The sequence below is a fragment of the Bacillus sp. EKM501B genome, assembly GCF_011800505.1.
Taxonomy (GTDB): Bacteria; Bacillota; Bacilli; order Bacillales; family Bacillaceae_G; genus Bacillus_A; species Bacillus_A cereus.
Genome location: NZ_JAALFZ010000012.1, coordinates 13,206 through 31,395, shown reverse-complemented (window position 1 = coordinate 31,395; position 18,190 = coordinate 13,206). Strand labels below are relative to the sequence as shown.

The window sequence follows — 18,190 nt, the reverse complement described above, 5'->3', positions numbered from 1 at the left end:
ATCATCATGTATCCCTTGGTTGAAACCATCAGCTTTTCTGTACCACTTCCCAGTCGATAGCTCGAAAAGTTATGGGTGTTGAGCTCAATTTAACGACGACGAGAGCTGCTCCCTAATTAGTGATGAAACCCATTATCACATTTCGTATCATGTGGCATAGGTCCATCCAAGGAATCCAGAAAGGCAACGGCCTGTTTGAGGTTCCTCAAAAATAAATGCGCGAGATCCATAGAAAATCCGTTTCGAACCACAACGCGCATAATCGTCACTGCTTCTAGATCTGGAGGCAATGGATATGCGGGTACTTGCCAGCCGAACACACGCAATTGTCGAGATAAATCATAAAGGTTCCAGTTTAATGTGTAACCTTTTTTCAGTTGCCAAGCGAAAACCGGAATATCCGAACCATCGGACAAAAGTTCGAACGGTTCCATCTCCTGAATTGCCTTGCTAAGAAAAAGAGCGACATTCTGAGAAGCCCTTTGGACATCATAGTACCCACTTTTCCCCAAACGCAGGTAATTGTAATATTGTAGGAGCACTTGTGCGCCAGGACGTGAAAAATTCAGGGCAAAAGTCGGCATGTTTCCGCCTAAATAGGAGACGCGGAAGATTAAATCATCAGGGAGATCATCAGCTTCCCGCCAAATTATCCAACCCAAGCCAGGATAGACTAATCCATATTTATGTCCCGATACATTGATGGACTTCACCCTCGGCAACTGAAAATCCCAGACTAAATCTGGTTGAAGAAACGGTGCTATAAATCCGCCCGAAGCCGCATCTACATGCATAGGAATGTCGAGTCCCGTCCTCTCCTGTAAATCGTCCAACGCTTTTGCAATGGCGGCAACCGGTTCGTAAAGTCCGGTATAAGTCTCACCGAGAATCGGTACCACACCAATCGTATTTTCATCCACGGCTGCAAGGACCCCTTGAGGATCTAATCGGGGATGCTCAGGGCTAACCTTCACATAGCGTGGTTCAACCTCCCAATAGTTCGCAAATTTTTCCCAAACGACTTGAACAGCAGAACTAAACACAATATTAGGCCGATCCACCGGCTTACCCTCTCTTTTTCGTACATTTTGCCAGCGTCTCTTTAACGCAAGCCCCCCGAGCATACAGGCTTCCGACGATCCAGTTGTTGAAACGCCCATATTTGTAAGGGGGCTGGGGGAATGCCAGAGGTTGGCTAAAATGCGGACACACCGCTCCTCAATTTCAGCTGTCTGTGGATATTCGTCCTTATCAATTATGTTCTTATCAAATGCTTTAGCATATAAGTGCTCTGCGGTAGGTTCCATCCATGTACTAACGAATGTTGCAAGATTCAAGCGTGCATTGCCATCAAGAGTCATTTCATCATGGACGATTTGATACGCTGTTTCTGGTAACATGCCTTCATCAGGCATGTGAAAGCGCGGAACGACTGATTCTCCTTTGCGGGCAAAAAGAGGATTTATAGAAAATTCGGGAGGCAGCTCCATTTGCACGTGACGCGGTAGATATTGTGGATTATCTGGCATAACCTCTTTTCCTTCATATGTATCGTTTTGCACTTCTTCTTTTCGATCCTGCGGCATACTAGTCCCCCTTAATTAATGGTTTAACAAATATATTATTTACAAAAAAACATTTGCTAAACCAAGGGACAATTCTAATAAAAGGTGATGCCATCATTCAAAATAAAGGAGTATAGTTTTTGATTATAAAATAGAAATTGATTTGCATTTTAATGAAAATATTGAATATTTTTAATATAATTATTGAGTTATGTATTTATAGAAACTTAAGGGGTATGATTATGGAGTTTATTACTTTTAAAGTAATTTGTATCTTTTTATTTTTAATGCTTACGACTTCTATAGAAGTTTTAGGATATGGAGTTCAACTTGTTGGGGCGAAATTAGCTTTAGTTGCATCGGCTTTTGCTAAATATAATATTATGTCTTTAATTGCTCGATTTTCTAATATGTTTCAACAACCATTTACTGTTTCTTTAGTTGATAGTACAGCAAAAAATGGTAGATTAGAATTACTAATTAAACAATTAGATTTTTGTTATTAGGTTCTACTATGGGAGTAATACTTGGAGGGATTATTAGTACCATTTTTTATGAAAGTTCTTTCTAAAGCGCTAATACCATTGTCAAAAGATGGTTCGTTTTTAAACATGTTCAAATTAATATGTTCACAAAAGAATTGATGCAACGTTAAAAAGAATGAGCCCGGTACAATACCGGACTTATATTCATACAACCGCTGTATTTTTCTGTTTAACTGTTGGGATTCAGTTCATAATGAAACATATTTTTACATAAAAGACTTTCGTATATAAATTTTTCAAATGATTTATTAGCGAATTGTTGACCAATATCACTTTTTTGAGTGAGTAATTTTTTAGATTGATGATGTAATGAATTTTGTTCGTTTCTTTTATGTAAAATATTCTAGTTTTGCATTAGGAAAGAACTGTTTCATATAGGAATACAGATAGTTTTTTATATCCTCTTCTTCTTCTTTTTGATAAATGTATTTTCCGATTCCATATTTCCCCCATTTATACCTTCTTTTCTCTTCATCTAATTCTAGTTTTGTCATCGGGTAGTTTTTTTCAATTACTCTCTTAGCTGGCTTTGTAAAACGATGTTGAATAAATTCAAATGTAATATCATCCCGTGCATCAAGAGGTAATTCAGCATTTAGGCGTTCAAACATATGATAGTATCCTTCCTTCCAGCCTTCATGCAGGTAAATAGGAGCTACAATGAAACCAAGAGGATATCCAGCTCTAGCTACTTTTCCTGCTGCCTCAATTCGTTTAGCTAAGGGAGAAGTTCCTGGTTCAAAGTTTTTAATCACATAATCAGCGTTTACACTAAAGCGAAATCTTGTTTTTCCATTATGTTTAGCATCAAGTAAATGATCTACATGGTGGAATTTCGTAACAAATCTCAATTTCCCATATTCAGATTCTCCAAAATGCTCAATGGCCCGTTTAAGGGTATGCGTTAAATAATCGATTCCTACAATATCTGAAGTACACGACGCTTCAAATCTTGTTACTTCAGGTGCACGCTCTTTCATGTATTTATCAGCAGCATCTAAAATTTCTTCAACATTTACATACGTTCGTATATAAGGCTTACTTCCCATCGTTGTTTGTAAATAACAATAATGACAATGCCCCATACATCCCGTTGCAAAAGGAATTGCATACTCTGCTGAAGGCTTGGAAGTATCGAATTTCAGTGTTTTTCTAACACCAACAACCAGCGTGGATTTTGCTACTCGATACTTTTGAAAATCATTATCCCCTGGCAAATCTCTTACTTGATTATGGGAAGTAGTATGTCGAATTTCAACATCCATCTTTGAAAACTTCTCAAACAGCTCTTTCCCCAAAGGATAATCTAATGCTTTAGGTTCAAAATATACGAGCTTAGGCATAAATGGCTTATTCATTCTAACATCCCCTCTGAAATATCACCATAATAGTAAGTGTAAGCTTGGTTTGCCTCATCTTCGGTAGCATATATAGCCATCTCATTTGTTAGTGGATAATACGTTTCGTAAAGAAATAGTGCTAATTCATTAGGTCTTTCAGGATTATTTACAACTGCTGCAGCTTGTATGTTAGCTACGTCTTGAGTATGAGGATTTCGGTAAAAAATATAGACAATGTCACCAGCATGATACGTATTACTTTCAGAAGAAAATTCCATTCCATCACCATCTCATTTCATAAAATTCAATGCTCACAGTTTTACTTTCTAATTTCCTTGTAGTGTAACTATTTAATTACATTGATAATGATTACGCCATACAAACATATTTTGAAAAATGAATAATAAATGTACTCCCAAAAAGGCAAGCATATATCAATGCTTGCCTTTCGTTCTAACGACGATGTTCAACAAGATCGATTACACCTAAAACGACGTGTGCTAAACCAAAACCAAATACTGTATTTGCAATCATTTTATTAGTTCCACGAGTTTGTTTAAGAGCATAACCTGCTGCTGTCACTGCTGTACCTAAAGCTGTTGGAATTAATCCTTCACGAATGTCCACAGTGATGCCTCCTTGTTTCGTAGTTAGTAAATTTGTTTTAATGACTCGAAGTAAAGTATTAAAACAAGTATTAGTATTTTTCTTTTTAATAAAATTATGTGAAATCTTTATAAATAATATTTTAAATCCATAACAGCTATAAAGATTGAAAAAATTATTAATTAACAAATAAGAAAATATCTTCAAAACGTATTTTCATATGAAAATTTTATACCTCAGAAAAAAATCTTTGCGGAAATTCTCTCCATAAAAAGTGCTCCTAAATTTATATAGGAGCACTTTTTTATGAAACACTATTCTTTATTTCCTTATGAACCACTTTATTATAATAACCATGCTTTACAACTTGCCTAAAATCATCTACCTGGATATCCATTCTTTCGGCAATATCTACAACAATTGTATTTTGTAAAACATTCACCACAAATCCCATTAATTGCAAATTAGGATTTTTACGATATGAAAATTGAACGTAATCCCCAAGTGTTACTTCTTTATTATGCTTCATTTGGCGCCCCCTAAATTATCGATAATTATACAATAGTTTTCCCCTTTTTTACTTCTACATACTGGGTCACCAATTTATCATTTTAGCCAATTCATCTCCCACCTACTTATTTCGCGTTCCTTGAGAAAGGGGTCTTCTTGGCTAAAATGATAAAAGTTATGCATATAATAAAAAAAGACAAACTCTCCAATGTGAGGAGTTTGTCCAAAAATATGATTTCTTTAGTTTAACAATATAGAATTCAGTTCCGATAAGAATCTTTCTTTTTTCCATATCCCACGGTTTTTGCATCGATACTAACAATAGTGGATTAGAATAATGACTTAATACTTGCTAGGACAGTAAGAATACCTATAATAATGACAAATACGTTGCTAGATTTCCCTTTGTATTTAGCAAGTACTGATACTTTATGGATTGCATACATTGGTAGTATACATAAGATAGCAGCAACTAGCGGACCGCTAAGGGCATCAATGATTCCAAGAATACTTGGATTTGTATAAGCAACATACCAGCATGTTAATACGACAAAAGTAAGAATCATTGTCTTAACTGTTTTTTCTCCTATATCTTTCCCACGTTTTTTACTGGACTTGATAATCATGTCACGCATTACCTCATACGCTCCTATATAATGACCAAGGAAAGACTTTGTAATAGCCACAAATGCAATGATAGGAGCTGCAATAGTGATTACTGGCGAATTAAGCTCATTAGCAAGATATGATAGGATTGACAAGTTCTGTTCTTTTGCCACCTTAAGATCATTTGGAGTCAAACTTAAGGTACTGCTCCAAACAAAGAACATAACAACTACGAATGTCATAATATAACAAACTTTTTGTATTTGGGCACATTTAGCATCAGTAGCATCTATTCCATACGTAGCTCTCTGTTTCATAACAAATGACGAAATCATAGGCGAATGATTAAACGAGAATACTATGATTGGAAGTATCATCCATATCGTTCCTAAATATCCTGTTCCTGTTGAAGCAGTAGAAACAGCTGAAAAACTAAGCATTGACGTATTCCACTGTGGAATCAAAGATATTGCGATAAAAAGTAGAGAAGCTATAAAAGGATACACTAGCATGCTCATGATCTTTACAGTTATATCTTGACCAAAATTTAGTATAGCGATAAGACCGAGTACTAAAACAAGCGATAAAATGGACCTTGGAGGCTCCGACATGTGCAATTGATGCACAATAAAGCTACTAGCGGTATTTGTAAGTGCGACCGAGTACATCAGCACGATCGTATAAATGGAGACAAAATATACAAGATTAAAAATGATACTTGCCTTATTTCCAAAATACTCTCTTATTGTACCTGTAATCCCCTCATCGGCAGAGTTCGAAGCGTAAATCATTTTAGCAAGCGCCCTATGTGAATAATACATAACAGGATATGCAAGTAATGTAATTAACAGCAATGATAATAAACCACCTGAACCTGCATTAATCGGTAAAAAGAGTACTCCTGCTCCAATTGCTGTTCCAAAAAGGCTCAATGCCCAGGTAGTATCCTGTTTATGCCACTTTTTAGGGTCTAGATATTTCTCATTTTTTACTGCAGTGTTATCAGCTTGAAATTCTATGTTTTTTGCAGTATTCCCATCCATATAATAATTCCTCCTTGTGTCCTATTCTTAATTCTCTTTTTAAGATATAGGAATATAGACCGTTCTTGAAAAATGAATAGCTTATATAGTGCCCCACAACGAATATCCCCCTTCTAGGTTAATAAAAATCAAAAAATTAGCGAAGCATCAACCTGAAGGGTTTGTTACCACTTATAAAATATTTTAATTATATAGTAGTATATTTTATTGATAACTCCCCCAATATACAGACATCCTTAGGCGAACAATAGAGTAAAGATTGTTAAAAACTTCACAATATATTCGATAACTTATTGATTTGATTGTTTCTCCCCAAAGATTTTATTTTTAATGGAAATTCCTGTAGGTGTAGCTGCAATACCACCTAAACCTGTCTCTCTTAATTCGCGAGGCATCTGTCTTCCAACTCTATACATGGCTTCAATCACTTCGTCAGCATTGATGAGATTGTTTACGCCAGCTAATGCGATGTCCGCTGCTGCTAAAGCATTTGCCGTTCCAATGGCGTTTCTCTTTACACAAGGAATTTCTACCAAACCAGCGACCGGATCACAAACTAAACCGAGTAAATTTTGTAATGCAATCGAAAAAGCTTCAGAAGATTGCTGTGGCGTTCCACCCGCAGCTTCTACCGCAGCTGCAGCCGCCATCGCTGAGGCACTTCCTACTTCAGCTTGACATCCTCCATACGCTCCTGAAATACAAGCGTTGTTTGCGACTATCGTTCCAAATAACGCTGAAGTGAATAGAAAATGAATCATATCTTCATGACTTAACTGCAACGTATCTTTAATACTAAATAGGACTCCCGGAATCGTCCCACTCGCACCTGCTGTTGGAGTTGCACAAATAGCTCCTAATGCAGCATTTACTTCATTAACACCGATAGCACTTTGAATCCCTAACACCATCAAATCTCCAGAAAGAGTTTTCCTATTTTCTCGATAGTTTTTAATTTTTACAGCATCCCCTCCGGTCAAACCTGTTGGAGAAAATACACCGTCGCCCTCGATACTTTTATTTATTGCATGTTGCATAGTCGCTAAATTTCGTTCCATTTTACTCCATACTTCTTCATAAGAAGTTTTAGTTTGTTTGATTTCCTGTTCGATTGCTAATTCATAAATTTGCTTTTGGCTTTTATTAGCTGCATCCACAATTTCTTTTATGGCCATATACATATTTTTCACTCCTTAATGTGACTAAAGAATAATAAGATTAGCTATATTGCTTAAATCTCCTAATTCCTTCTGAGCATTACCTGGCAATATCGAATCCAAAGCGAATGCATATAAATATTTTGTTTTATCTTCCAAACTATGAAAGTTGTTAATTTCCACATCATATTGTTTAAAGATCCTGCGTAAAACAAATTCAAAGTCAGCTCTTTCTGAAATCGCAATAACAACTGGCAATGGCCCCTGCAGATTTAAGCTAAATCCATCAATTTCAACATTTTTGACTTCAATCAACCCACCACCGACCGAAATACCCATTACTCTAATACTTCGACTTTCATCCTCTGCATATACATCTGCCGTATTTGGATGACCAGCAGGACTATTACCCAATTGTTCAATAAAGGTAATGTCAATTCCCTTAGACTCTGCTATTTTAATAGCATCTGGCACTTTGCTGTCATCAGCAGCTAAGCCTAATATACCAGCAATAATTGCAAAATCAGTTCCGTGACCTTTATGGGTTTCAGCAAATGATTCATAATACTTTACCACAACTTTTTTGGGAAGACCTTGAAATAATTTATTAGCAACTGTTCCAATAGCCAAAGCACCTGCAGTATGTGAACTTGAAGGGCCTATCATTATGGGCCCAATCACATCAAAACAACTTTTGTATTTAACAATCTTTTTTTCTTTAATAGATGCTACATTCATGTTCATATAAGCACCCCCATAATTTATTATTTTTAGCTGTAGTTGAATCTAAGTTATTAGAATGATCGATTCAAAACAAGTTTTGTTTGATAACGCTTTCTTTATTGAGTTGAATAAACTTCCCTTCTAATCTGCTATCCTCCGTATAGTAATCATATCAGTATGTCCAATTTTAAAAAATTACTGGCAAGTTCTTTAGAATTTTTAATCCAAAACGAGGTTTGATATTTTCTCTAGAGGTAATAAATTGTGTCTCGACGCCCTCATTATAACTTGTATATTTATAAGTTTAATCTTTTTTTATTTTTAGAAAGATTGAATAGACAGAATTTTGAATAGGTAATAAATTACACTTAGTATGTAGCAATTGTGTCCTTTGTTTGAAGCTGTATTAGTTAGTAAAAAAGCAAAAATAACACAGAGTTCCTTTCATAAACACATTGATTATATTGAAAAATCATTATAAAGATACTTATATTGTCTTTTGTTTGAACATCTTATTTTGAACGGGAAACCTGTTGCAATAAATAATTCATTCATATGAAAAGGAATACATTATAAAATTTAAAAACGTTTTAGTATATTAATTATACATTTTGTATAAATATTAATTATCAAAAAAAACTAACTTCTTATTAGGATCTTAACATAAAGGATACATTCCAAATAACAATGGAGATTCTGCTTTATCAATTTCTTTATACGTTATATTTCCCTCTTTACCTGCAACAGCAACTTGTACTTTTTCATTTGTTTTCACATCTTCTGCACCTATTGCACCACCCGCCAATAATCCTGTACTTAACAGACTATCGTGAACGAAAGTTAGAGAGTTATGGAACAAAATATAATGTGTATGTACATACATTTCTTTTAAAAGAAGTTTTGTAGTATGCAACTGAATTAAAAAAATATAGATTTTTATGACTCTTTTTAGGGGATATAGCAAAGTGGGATCTTTTATATGCACATTGCTATACCGAACTAGATTTCAGCATAGTATTTTTTTGCAACTCATTGATTTTTACCAAACACGTATAAAAACCAACAATATGAAAATAAACGACTGGCTAAAATTTTACTTTCAATAAAATAAAAAAGAACCTGCAAATTTGCAGATTCTCCTGATAATGATTTATATGAGTAAGACTCGGAAATATAATACAATGATTCAAAATAAGTTCAAGTAAATTCAAAGAACCCGCTGGAGTTCGAGTTCTTTCAGAAGTGATGATGTTTTCTAGGCTTAGCAAAGTGAGAAAATACAAGAATATAATACATCGAGATCTAGAGAATTTCAATACTTAAATTAGAGGTTATTTTAATATGATGTAACATCAGCATTTTGAAGGAATAGCAATGAATACCTTATACATTCCCAGTCTACATAACGCTTTATTATCAGTAGAAAGAAAAAGGAAAATCCCTACTTTCACAATAAATCCGCCTTGCTACTCTATTCATTTTTTGATACATTCCTATCCACCGTTTTAGGCTTCTCTTTTGTACTGTGTTAGCCGAAAAATTGTATAAATCATAATTCGTTTTTCTTCCACCTGTTTCACCCTTTCTACACCCTAGTTTTACAAAATAAGAAGTCATCAAAACTTATATTTATTACTTTCTGTTATCTCCTCTCTCTTGTTCTATGCATAGTCTATCTAAATTTTTATTAGCTACTAAAAAAAGAATTTACAGGACGATAAAAAAAAGCCAAGTGCATTGCACTCGGCTTTATGGTCGATTAAACAATTTTACTTCAGACGTATTAAACTGATGTAGATAGTCTTTAGTAGAAGTATAACCTGAATTCATGAGTGTTTTCTTTTCTTCTTCTGTGATATCAAAATTAAACGACGACGTAAAGAATGTATTAATAAATACAGTGCGGGCAGCATCTTCTTTGGTGGTTTTTCCGCTCTCATGACCTTTGATCATGGTTTGAGACAAATTCCATGCAAAATGAATAAGAGAATGGCCAATATGATGTTCTGTTGAGGTTGCGATATGTTTTAACATGGCAACCTCCGCCTGAGATTCTAAACGGAAACCAAGTGTTTCTTTGTTGTAGACAATTTCATCTGTAGGATCAAAGAAAGATGCATTGTATTTCGTGTGTAAGCTTCTTAGTATAGAATGATCCTCTATATTGCTTATCAGTTTATTAACCTCGTCAATCGTATCTGTGGTCGTGAAGTGTTCTTCTTTATTCACAAAACTTTTCCGATCAAATAAACGAATTGGGTAGTTATCGAGTACACCTCCGTCTACATAATAATCTTTATCCCATTCCACAGATTTAAAAAAGAATGGGATGGACATCGAAATCCGCACAGCAACTACTAACGGGACATCAGGTGTCGTTTCGCGAGAAAACGTACGAAGCTGGTGTGTAGAAACGTTCGTTCCTTGGAAAAACACGTCTTTTCCTGTTTTGTCATACAACTGCTGAAAAGTTGTGTCCTTACTCCCTGTCCACTTTTCAACGATCTTTCCTACCCACTCAGTGAAGAAATCCCCTTTATAGATACCAAAACCATCAAAAAACAAACGAATGTTATCTTGTACAATCGAAAAATCATCATCTTTAAACGCTTTGAAATTCATGTCTTTGTGGATTTTTACAAGATCTGCGAATGGAATGGAAAGACCTAAAAGTAATGCAGTAATCGCTCCTGCTGAAGTCCCTCCAAATCGTTGTATTTCTGGTAAAATCCCTTCTTCATTTAGTGCACGGATGGCACCTATATAAGCGCTTCCCTTTACCCCGCCACCTTCAAATACTAAGTTACGAAATGGATATGCCATTATATACCTCCAATAAAGAAATTTTCGATCTGTTATAGTATCGGAAGTATATTGAAATATATTCCAAATGGTATTAAGAAAGTTTCATGTCCTCCGATACGTATGGCCGAATTATCTTTATTCAATGGATGAATTGTTTGAAAGAGAAGAAATTTGCTTGGAATGGTAATTTAGTAGGATAGGAAACAGGAAACGGAGTGCATCTTTGGATGCACTGAATAATATCCCCTTTTGAAATCGTATATAACGTAACTTCTTTTCCGATGTCCAAGTAAAATCACGAGTAAGAAATCAAGGAATAATCTACATTTCATAAATCCCGCACTCTCTTTAACATACAATTCAGTGAAATAATTTGTTTCAAATACGTAGAAATATGGTTTAACCAGCAATCAATGATCAGGTCTTCTTACCCTAAGTAAACCTAAATCTATTTGTCTCCATACAGAAAGGAATAAATAGTTTTGTTCCTATTCATGAAATAGTACAATATATGCAAAATTACATATCTAATTAATTGCTTTTAATGTTATATTTTAATAGCGATGAATGCTATTATTTCATAAGTTGTCAACAAGCGTTATGTATGTATGAGAAAAAGGAAGGAGCCAAATAGGCCCCTTCCTTTTTCTACTAATTAACTAAATTACTCTCTGGTAAAAATTTAAATAGTAATGCTCATTTACAGGCGTCTGATTATGCATTAAACATGCTAACTTTGCTTGCTGTCGGAAAAATTAAAGACGATAGTCAAATATGTTCTTTCATTACTTTATATTGAAATAAATAATGATTCAAAGTTATTTTGTGAAAATTATACAAAAAGTACTAATTCTTCGTTTACCTAACAATAGATAATATAGATAAAGAAAAAATACTAGAGGATATCACAGTGTAGTAGTCTCTAGTATCTTTTCATAGTATTTTAGCGGCTATACAATACGGAGGGATAAAAAAAGGACCTCTTACGGAAAGATAAGAGGTCATCAAAAAGATAAAAATGTTGTATTTGAAACACGCGAGTTTCTAATTCACATCATAACACAATATATTTATATATTCAATATATACATTAAAGATAAGTAATGTATGTTCAAAAAACACATGGAATATTAATTTGTAACAGTATATATTTTCCTCTTTTATTCTATTTCTTCTACAATGCCGTGATTGTAACAAATATCCCTCTTTCTTTTTTGGATGATTACGAATAAAAATACTACATGTTTTCTGTCTCACTTGGAATAAAGCATCATGGTAAAAATACAATGCTGACAAGTAAAATACTTAATACAATCAACCCTATCCCTAACATCATCCATTCACCCTTTTTAGAATTTTAAAATTTAGCCCTTCACTTTCATATACTTCTCTTTTACATGAGCCAGTAAGTCCCTCAGCTTATTCTCTGCAGGGTGTTCTTGATTTTCTAGAACTTCTCTGCCATAGGATGAAAAGTTTTGTGAGCATGCACTAGTTGTTACTTTCAATTTCGCGTATGAGGATGTATGCTCATCATAACTGGATTACGTCTTCTTGGGGATAAAGGGGACAGGAAAGTTGCTAAGCTAGCGTAAGGTGCTAAATTCCCTCAAAATATCTCAAAATTTGGATAATCATTTAATATTTCTATACTCTCCAACTTACAACAAAACACATCGCAAAATATTTTTACGATGTGTTTTAAAAGGGAAATCATCATCAAGTTTTTCACCCATATTTTTATAAGGAGTTTTACCATTGAGGATAAACGCCTTCATTTCAAAACAGTTCTTTTCATTTGTATACGATATGTCTCACACATATAGTATACAAATTATTACCCTTACTTTTCTTCACCGCTTGCTTGCATGGAATTAAAAGTCCAATTTAATTTCAACGCATCTCCTTGAAATACATTTTGTTCTTCACCGTTATCTACGAATGTAAACATTACATAAAATGTATCATCATCACCTGGAGCAAGTCCATTTCCTTCTCGATCTACAATACCGTTCTTTACAAGATTAGGAATATTTCCATTTTGCGTAGCTACCTTTAATTCAGATAATGTAGTAGACCAAATTGGAACCTCATTTTTATCCAAGTTCCACAAGAAATCAACACGGATATGATCACCAAAATCAGCATTTCCATTATCCCCTTTCGCATCGATTACACTGTAATCTGTCAGGAGTTTCACATCTTCTATTGCTAAGGTTCCTTTGTTTACTAATTGAAAACCACGTTCCATTTCATCACCTGGTTTCAGATTGTCGACATTAATAACAACTTCTGGATTCACACTCAAATCTAAAGTACCCGCTGCAAACGTGTTTTGTGATACTTCCTTATCACTAAAATATGCATATGTTCCCCCGCCAATTAAGGATAAGCCAAGCGCTGCAGTTACAACACCCATACCAAGTTTTTTCTTCATACCCATTTCACAAGTCCCCCTATTGTTAAAGTTTAAACTACAAACCTTATTTCCATCCCACAAACAACAATAATAATTAAGCAACTTCCTTGTCCCATAATGAAAGCGAACTTACTTTAAACTAGTTACTTCATGTACCCAAACGACTATGACTCTTAAAATGACCGGTAATGTTACCGTAAATCATTACCGGTCATTTGTTAACCAATCCATTTCATTTAATATCCATTGTCTGATGGCTTTATTTACTCTAGAAGTTTGTCCACTTATTTTTTGGGTTCTAAACCGATAGAGCGTAAAATTTTCTCTAACGTCACTGGCCCTACATTTTCTTTCGGTTTCTCGTTTCCTTTAGCATCTGGGCCCTTTTTCAAGAAGTTTTTCTCAATTAAACGAACATCCATTTCATCTACAACACCATCTTGATTTATATCTCCATCTTTTACAGATACTTTTCCTTTTCCATACGATAAAGCTGCTATTCTAGCATCTTGAATATCTACCATTTTATCGCCGTTTACATCACCCGCAAGGTTATCATCCACGTCAGCTCTAAAGTTTTGTCCCACTAATTCTCCATCCTGCATTTTCCCTATTTTTGTTGTTAATTTACTATTTAAATGACCTGGCATTTCTACGAAAATATCATATTCCTTATCGCTTACTGGAACACTATGAATTTCAAATTGTCCGTTATCACCAATCGTTCCTGTATATTTCTTTCCATCCTTGCCAACTGCGTACACTTTTGCTCCTAGTTTTGTATAGTCTTTCTTACCTAAATACCCCTCTTCATTCAAGAAAGCTTCCGGGCCAATATATCCTGTAACCGTTGAATGTTTCGAAACAATAGCAAAAGATTTATCTTTAAACGCAGGAATCTCAATGCCTTCTGATGCACCAACTTTTGTATAAGAGAACTTATCTACTCCAAATGCAGTCAAATCATTAAAGTATTCATCGTTCGTCATCTCGAATGTAACATCTAAAAATGGTTTATCTCCATCTAATCCTTTAAATTCTTTTCCCTCCAATGATGCGCCAACTTTCACCTTGTTTTCCCAAGCTCCTGCTTCACTTATCTTCGGATCTTCTAATTTAAGGTTCAATCCATGTTGTTCTACATATTCCGTAAGTGCTGGATTCGGTTTCACATCTGTAAATTTAAATAGCTGCTTGTAATAAGGAATTTCAAATGTACCTGACATAAGCTGTTTTACATTATTAAGATTCAAAGTTAATGTAATTTTCTCTCCTAATTTGATTTTATCTTTGTCATAACTTGGAACAGCGTATTCTGTCCCTTCTTTTACAAAGACGTAATCTTTATATCCAGTTGCCATATTCCCTGCAGTTGCAAGATCATATCCAAATAATTTTAAATTTAACGGCTCATTTATTTCCTCTGGAAGTACTCCAAATTTAAAATCACCATTTGCTTGAATTGTATTCAACCATCCTGATGGGAAGGCTGAGTTTTGATAATATACAATTTGATTCGCTTTTTGATCATATTGCAAGCCTTTTGCCTTTAATGCATCTACTGTAGAATCATAAATATTACCATGCACCCATAATGCACGCTGGCCGTCTTCTTCTTTAAACATAGAATCATTGACTTCGTGTATACCAGGTTGTACATCCTTAAATTTCATTTCAGGTATTACATTATCAATGATAATGCTATCGCCTTTTGTATAAGATTTTCCTTCTTTATCATATCCAACGAAGTTCAATTCGTAATCTCCATCAGGCAACATAACAGGTTTATCCGCAATTGGATGAGCTGGATCTCCTGTGAATGGAAGTACATACCCTCCCATACCAGAAAACATCATATATTCAACATTCGGTGTTAGACTACTTGCATTAAGTGTACCAACGACTCCTAATGCCTTCCCTGTCGTTCGGTCCTTTACAATTGCATCAATGGTTTCGAGAGGACTATTTAATTTAAATGTCAACGGCGAACTTGGTCTTTCCATAAATGGATGGAATTTAGAAGCATCTGTTGCCATTGCATCTCTCAGTAAATCTACAGACGCAATCCCTTTTTCTGTGAATTTAACTGCAAATGGTACTTGATATACTTCTTTTTCATTGTTTTTATTTGAAATATGAATATAGCCCTCATATCTACCAAATTCAGCGTTTTCTGGAATGGTAATTTCAGGGCTAATTTCCTCTGATGCACCAGGAGCTACTTTAATAGAATCTGGTACGTTTAGCTTCACACCATTCTTCGCTGCATCTTGCACACCTACACTTGTAGGTGAAAATTTCACCTCTAATTTAAACTCTTTCCCATCTGTTTTACTGCTGTTCTTAATTAAAACTTTTCGACTATCTTTAATAGGACCATTTTCAATTTGATTTTTATACCCAAATGCAATAGAACCTGTTTTTTCTTCAATTTCTACTTCTTCATCACCTACAACGTTTGATGTTTTATCAACAACTTCGATTGATGTATCTGCATGAACTGCACGGTATGCATCAATTCGTCCTGAGCCCACCTCAAATACAGAACGCTCTTCTTTTAAGTCAACTGCGGTATTCATGAGTGCTTCTTTTACTTCAAATGGACTATAATTTGGATGTTCTTGTAAAATGAGTGCCGCTACCCCTGTAGTATGAGGAGTTGCCATAGAGGTACCTGACATACGTCCATACGCTATCGGATAATTTTCTCCATCTTTTGGATCATTAATATATTCAGGAACAGTTGAGAAAATAGACACACCTGGTGCTACAATATCTGGCTTAATATCATCTGTCTTAGTTGCAGGACCACGGGAGCTGAAATCAGCTAAGTGATCTCCCTCTGTTTTTATATTACTTAGTTCCCCAAACGCTAACGACACATCTCCTTGTACAGCTTTTGCTTGTAATTTCTCACCATCTACTTTTGTTAAGCGGAACGATGGAATAGATGCAGTACTTTCCCCAAGATAACTTGTAATTTCACCATCTACATTGTTATATACGATTACCGCCTTTGCGCCTGCTTCCTTAGCATGCTTAATTTTCTCATCAAATGTAATCTCACCGCGTTGGATAAGAGCTAATTTTCCTTTTACATCTTTTCCTGTAAAATCATCTGATTTCCCGAGCCCTGCATATACAACTGATACGGATTGACCTTTCAAATCTTCAATCTTATCAGTAAAGCTTTTTCCAAGTAGCATCATCTTATCCACATGTAAATCACCTGCATCGACGGAAAACGTTGGGATTTTCATTGCAGCGTTACTGGCTCCAACTGTAATCGGAAGTGCCGCTGCACTAGGTGATCCAATGGTACCTTCTTCCGGACCACTATTACCTGCTGCTACAACTGTAACAACACCAGCTAACATCGCATTGTTCACTGCGACAGAAGTAGGATATAAAGGATCATTAATAGACGCACCTAGTGATAAATTGATAACATCCATATTATCTTTCACTGCTTTATCAATCGCAGCAAGAATACCGCTTGTTTGTCCACTTCCATATGGGCCTAATACGCGATATGAATATAAATCTACATCTGGAGCAACACCCTTCACTGCATAATCCACACTATTCTGTTTGTCTGCAGCAATTGTCCCAGCTACATGCGTACCATGGGATGTATAATATGCACTCCCCTCATAAATCTCTGGATATCCTCCAGAATTTTGCCAATCCTTATACGTTGTCTCCATTGGATCAGCATCATTATTAACAAAGTCCCATCCTTTTATGGAGTTCGGATCTATTTTACTTGGATCTTCACCTTGTTTTGCACGATATCCTTTATATGCATCTTTCAAATCCGGGTGGTTGTAATCAATACCTGTGTCCAGTACACCTACCTTAATTCCTTTCCCTGTTATTTTTTCATCATGCAGCTTGTCCACACCAATTTGCGGTACACTATCCGCCATTTTCGGTTCAACAACAGTCTTAGTTGTTTCTTTCGGCAAATCAATTTTAACCTCATGATCTTCCCATACGCGCTTAACGATACCGGTACGAACTAAGTCTTCGATCATATTTGCTGGTAAAGAAATCGCTACACCATTAAAAGCATTCTTATATTCTCTTGTTATTTTTGCAGATTTTACATTTGTCCCTTTCTCTTTATTCTTTTGAAGCTGCTCAAGCTCTGCTTTAAATCCTTTATGTGATGCCTCTACCTTTTGTTCCGCATTTGAAAGAGCTAATTTTTTCCCTTTAGCCGCTTGTTTTAATACCTCTATTTTGCTAGGCGCTTGCTTAAATTCTATAATCACATTCACATTATTAGGACTTGTTGTATTGATACCTGGCGAAATAACAAAACCTGGTTTTGTATCTAACGTTTTTAAGGCATTACGTTGTTCCTTTGTAAGACCTTTTAAGATAGCATTTGCATCATCAATTCCAGTTAAAGTAGATGTATTTACCTCTTCCGCTAATACGTTATATGGAATTCCTTGAGACAATAACATTCCAACTGTTAACGTTCCAATAAGAATCTTTCCAAATTTCCCTCGTTTCATATTACATCTCCCCATTATTAATATTATTTTTTGAAACAAATTGATTCTTAAATTCCCATGTAGCATTGGAAACTCTATTAATCTTAATCTTTTGTATCATGAAAGATTTCCAACACTACTACCATCCCCATACCTCACATAGCTAACCACTCACTTTACTCTTTCTATAAGAGCCCTCCGTCATTTATTTCCAACAAAAGATTTTCACAAAATGAATTATTAACAAGATTAAAATGTAATTCTATTTTTATTATTTCACATTTTGATTATTCTGAAAATTAAACAAAAGGAGTATCTTTTCTCTAAGGATTCTATGCCTACATAGTACAAAAGAACTACCTTGTC

13 protein-coding genes are annotated in these 18,190 nt (G+C 35.0%); 1 reads left to right on the top strand and 12 read right to left on the bottom strand.

Annotation, left to right across the window (positions count from 1 at the left end):
• Nucleotides 1–116: 116 nt before the first annotated feature.
• The gene (gene gad, locus HFD78_RS20140; RefSeq protein ID WP_001135430.1) at nucleotides 117–1,586 is read right to left on the bottom strand and encodes a glutamate decarboxylase; all 1,470 of its coding nucleotides are present in this window, start codon (nucleotides 1,584–1,586) and stop codon (nucleotides 117–119) included.
• A gap of 221 nt (nucleotides 1,587–1,807) precedes the next feature.
• Here gad and HFD78_RS20135 point away from each other — a divergent pair, with 221 nt between their 5' ends.
• The gene (locus tag HFD78_RS20135) at nucleotides 1,808–2,071 is read left to right on the top strand and encodes a lipid II flippase family protein (RefSeq protein WP_033667966.1); all 264 of its coding nucleotides are present in this window, start codon (nucleotides 1,808–1,810) and stop codon (nucleotides 2,069–2,071) included.
• 368 nt (nucleotides 2,072–2,439) lie between these two features.
• Here HFD78_RS20135 and splB read toward each other — a convergent pair whose 3' ends face one another.
• The 11 genes from splB to HFD78_RS20080 all read right to left on the bottom strand — a co-directional run bounded on the left by splB (nucleotide 2,440) and on the right by HFD78_RS20080 (nucleotide 17,845).
• On the bottom strand, nucleotides 2,440–3,468 hold the full coding sequence (gene splB, locus HFD78_RS20130; protein WP_001039638.1) for a spore photoproduct lyase: 1,029 nt from the start codon (nucleotides 3,466–3,468) through the stop codon (nucleotides 2,440–2,442).
• Complete coding sequence (locus tag HFD78_RS20125) at nucleotides 3,465–3,728, bottom strand: transcriptional regulator SplA (RefSeq protein WP_000396091.1); 264 nt, start codon at nucleotides 3,726–3,728, stop codon at nucleotides 3,465–3,467. The genes splB and HFD78_RS20125 overlap by 4 nt, the downstream gene beginning before the upstream one ends.
• 175 nt (nucleotides 3,729–3,903) lie before the next feature.
• Complete coding sequence (locus HFD78_RS20120) at nucleotides 3,904–4,077, bottom strand: hypothetical protein (protein WP_000354585.1); 174 nt, start codon at nucleotides 4,075–4,077, stop codon at nucleotides 3,904–3,906.
• A gap of 283 nt (nucleotides 4,078–4,360) precedes the next feature.
• Nucleotides 4,361–4,585: a DUF2187 domain-containing protein gene (locus tag HFD78_RS20115; RefSeq protein ID WP_000682219.1), complete on the bottom strand. Its 225-nt coding sequence runs from the start codon at nucleotides 4,583–4,585 to the stop codon at nucleotides 4,361–4,363.
• Nucleotides 4,586–4,895: 310 nt separating this feature from the next.
• Nucleotides 4,896–6,215 (bottom strand): aromatic amino acid transport family protein, encoded by a 1,320-nt coding sequence (locus HFD78_RS20110; protein ID WP_000348959.1) that lies wholly within the window; start codon nucleotides 6,213–6,215, stop codon nucleotides 4,896–4,898.
• 290 nt (nucleotides 6,216–6,505) lie between these two features.
• On the bottom strand, nucleotides 6,506–7,396 hold the full coding sequence (gene sdaAA / locus HFD78_RS20105) for an L-serine ammonia-lyase, iron-sulfur-dependent, subunit alpha (RefSeq protein ID WP_000281779.1): 891 nt from the start codon (nucleotides 7,394–7,396) through the stop codon (nucleotides 6,506–6,508).
• Between the two features lie 21 nt (nucleotides 7,397–7,417).
• Nucleotides 7,418–8,116 carry a serine dehydratase beta chain gene (locus HFD78_RS20100; protein ID WP_001056999.1) on the bottom strand — a complete coding sequence of 233 codons (699 nt, stop codon included), beginning with the start codon at nucleotides 8,114–8,116 and terminating at the stop codon, nucleotides 7,418–7,420.
• Between the two features lie 637 nt (nucleotides 8,117–8,753).
• Nucleotides 8,754–8,978 carry a hypothetical protein gene (locus HFD78_RS20095; RefSeq protein ID WP_098878368.1) on the bottom strand — a complete coding sequence of 75 codons (225 nt, stop codon included), beginning with the start codon at nucleotides 8,976–8,978 and terminating at the stop codon, nucleotides 8,754–8,756.
• Between the two features lie 866 nt (nucleotides 8,979–9,844).
• A complete protein-coding gene (locus HFD78_RS20090) occupies nucleotides 9,845–10,918 on the bottom strand; it encodes a patatin-like phospholipase family protein (protein ID WP_000331136.1) in 1,074 nt (357 codons plus the stop codon).
• 1,825 nt (nucleotides 10,919–12,743) lie between these two features.
• Nucleotides 12,744–13,343 carry a TasA family protein gene (locus HFD78_RS20085; RefSeq protein WP_000525503.1) on the bottom strand — a complete coding sequence of 200 codons (600 nt, stop codon included), beginning with the start codon at nucleotides 13,341–13,343 and terminating at the stop codon, nucleotides 12,744–12,746.
• Nucleotides 13,344–13,603: 260 nt separating this feature from the next.
• Nucleotides 13,604–17,845 carry a S8 family serine peptidase gene (locus HFD78_RS20080; RefSeq protein ID WP_000820233.1) on the bottom strand — a complete coding sequence of 1,414 codons (4,242 nt, stop codon included), beginning with the start codon at nucleotides 17,843–17,845 and terminating at the stop codon, nucleotides 13,604–13,606.
• Nucleotides 17,846–18,190: the final 345 nt, after the last annotated feature.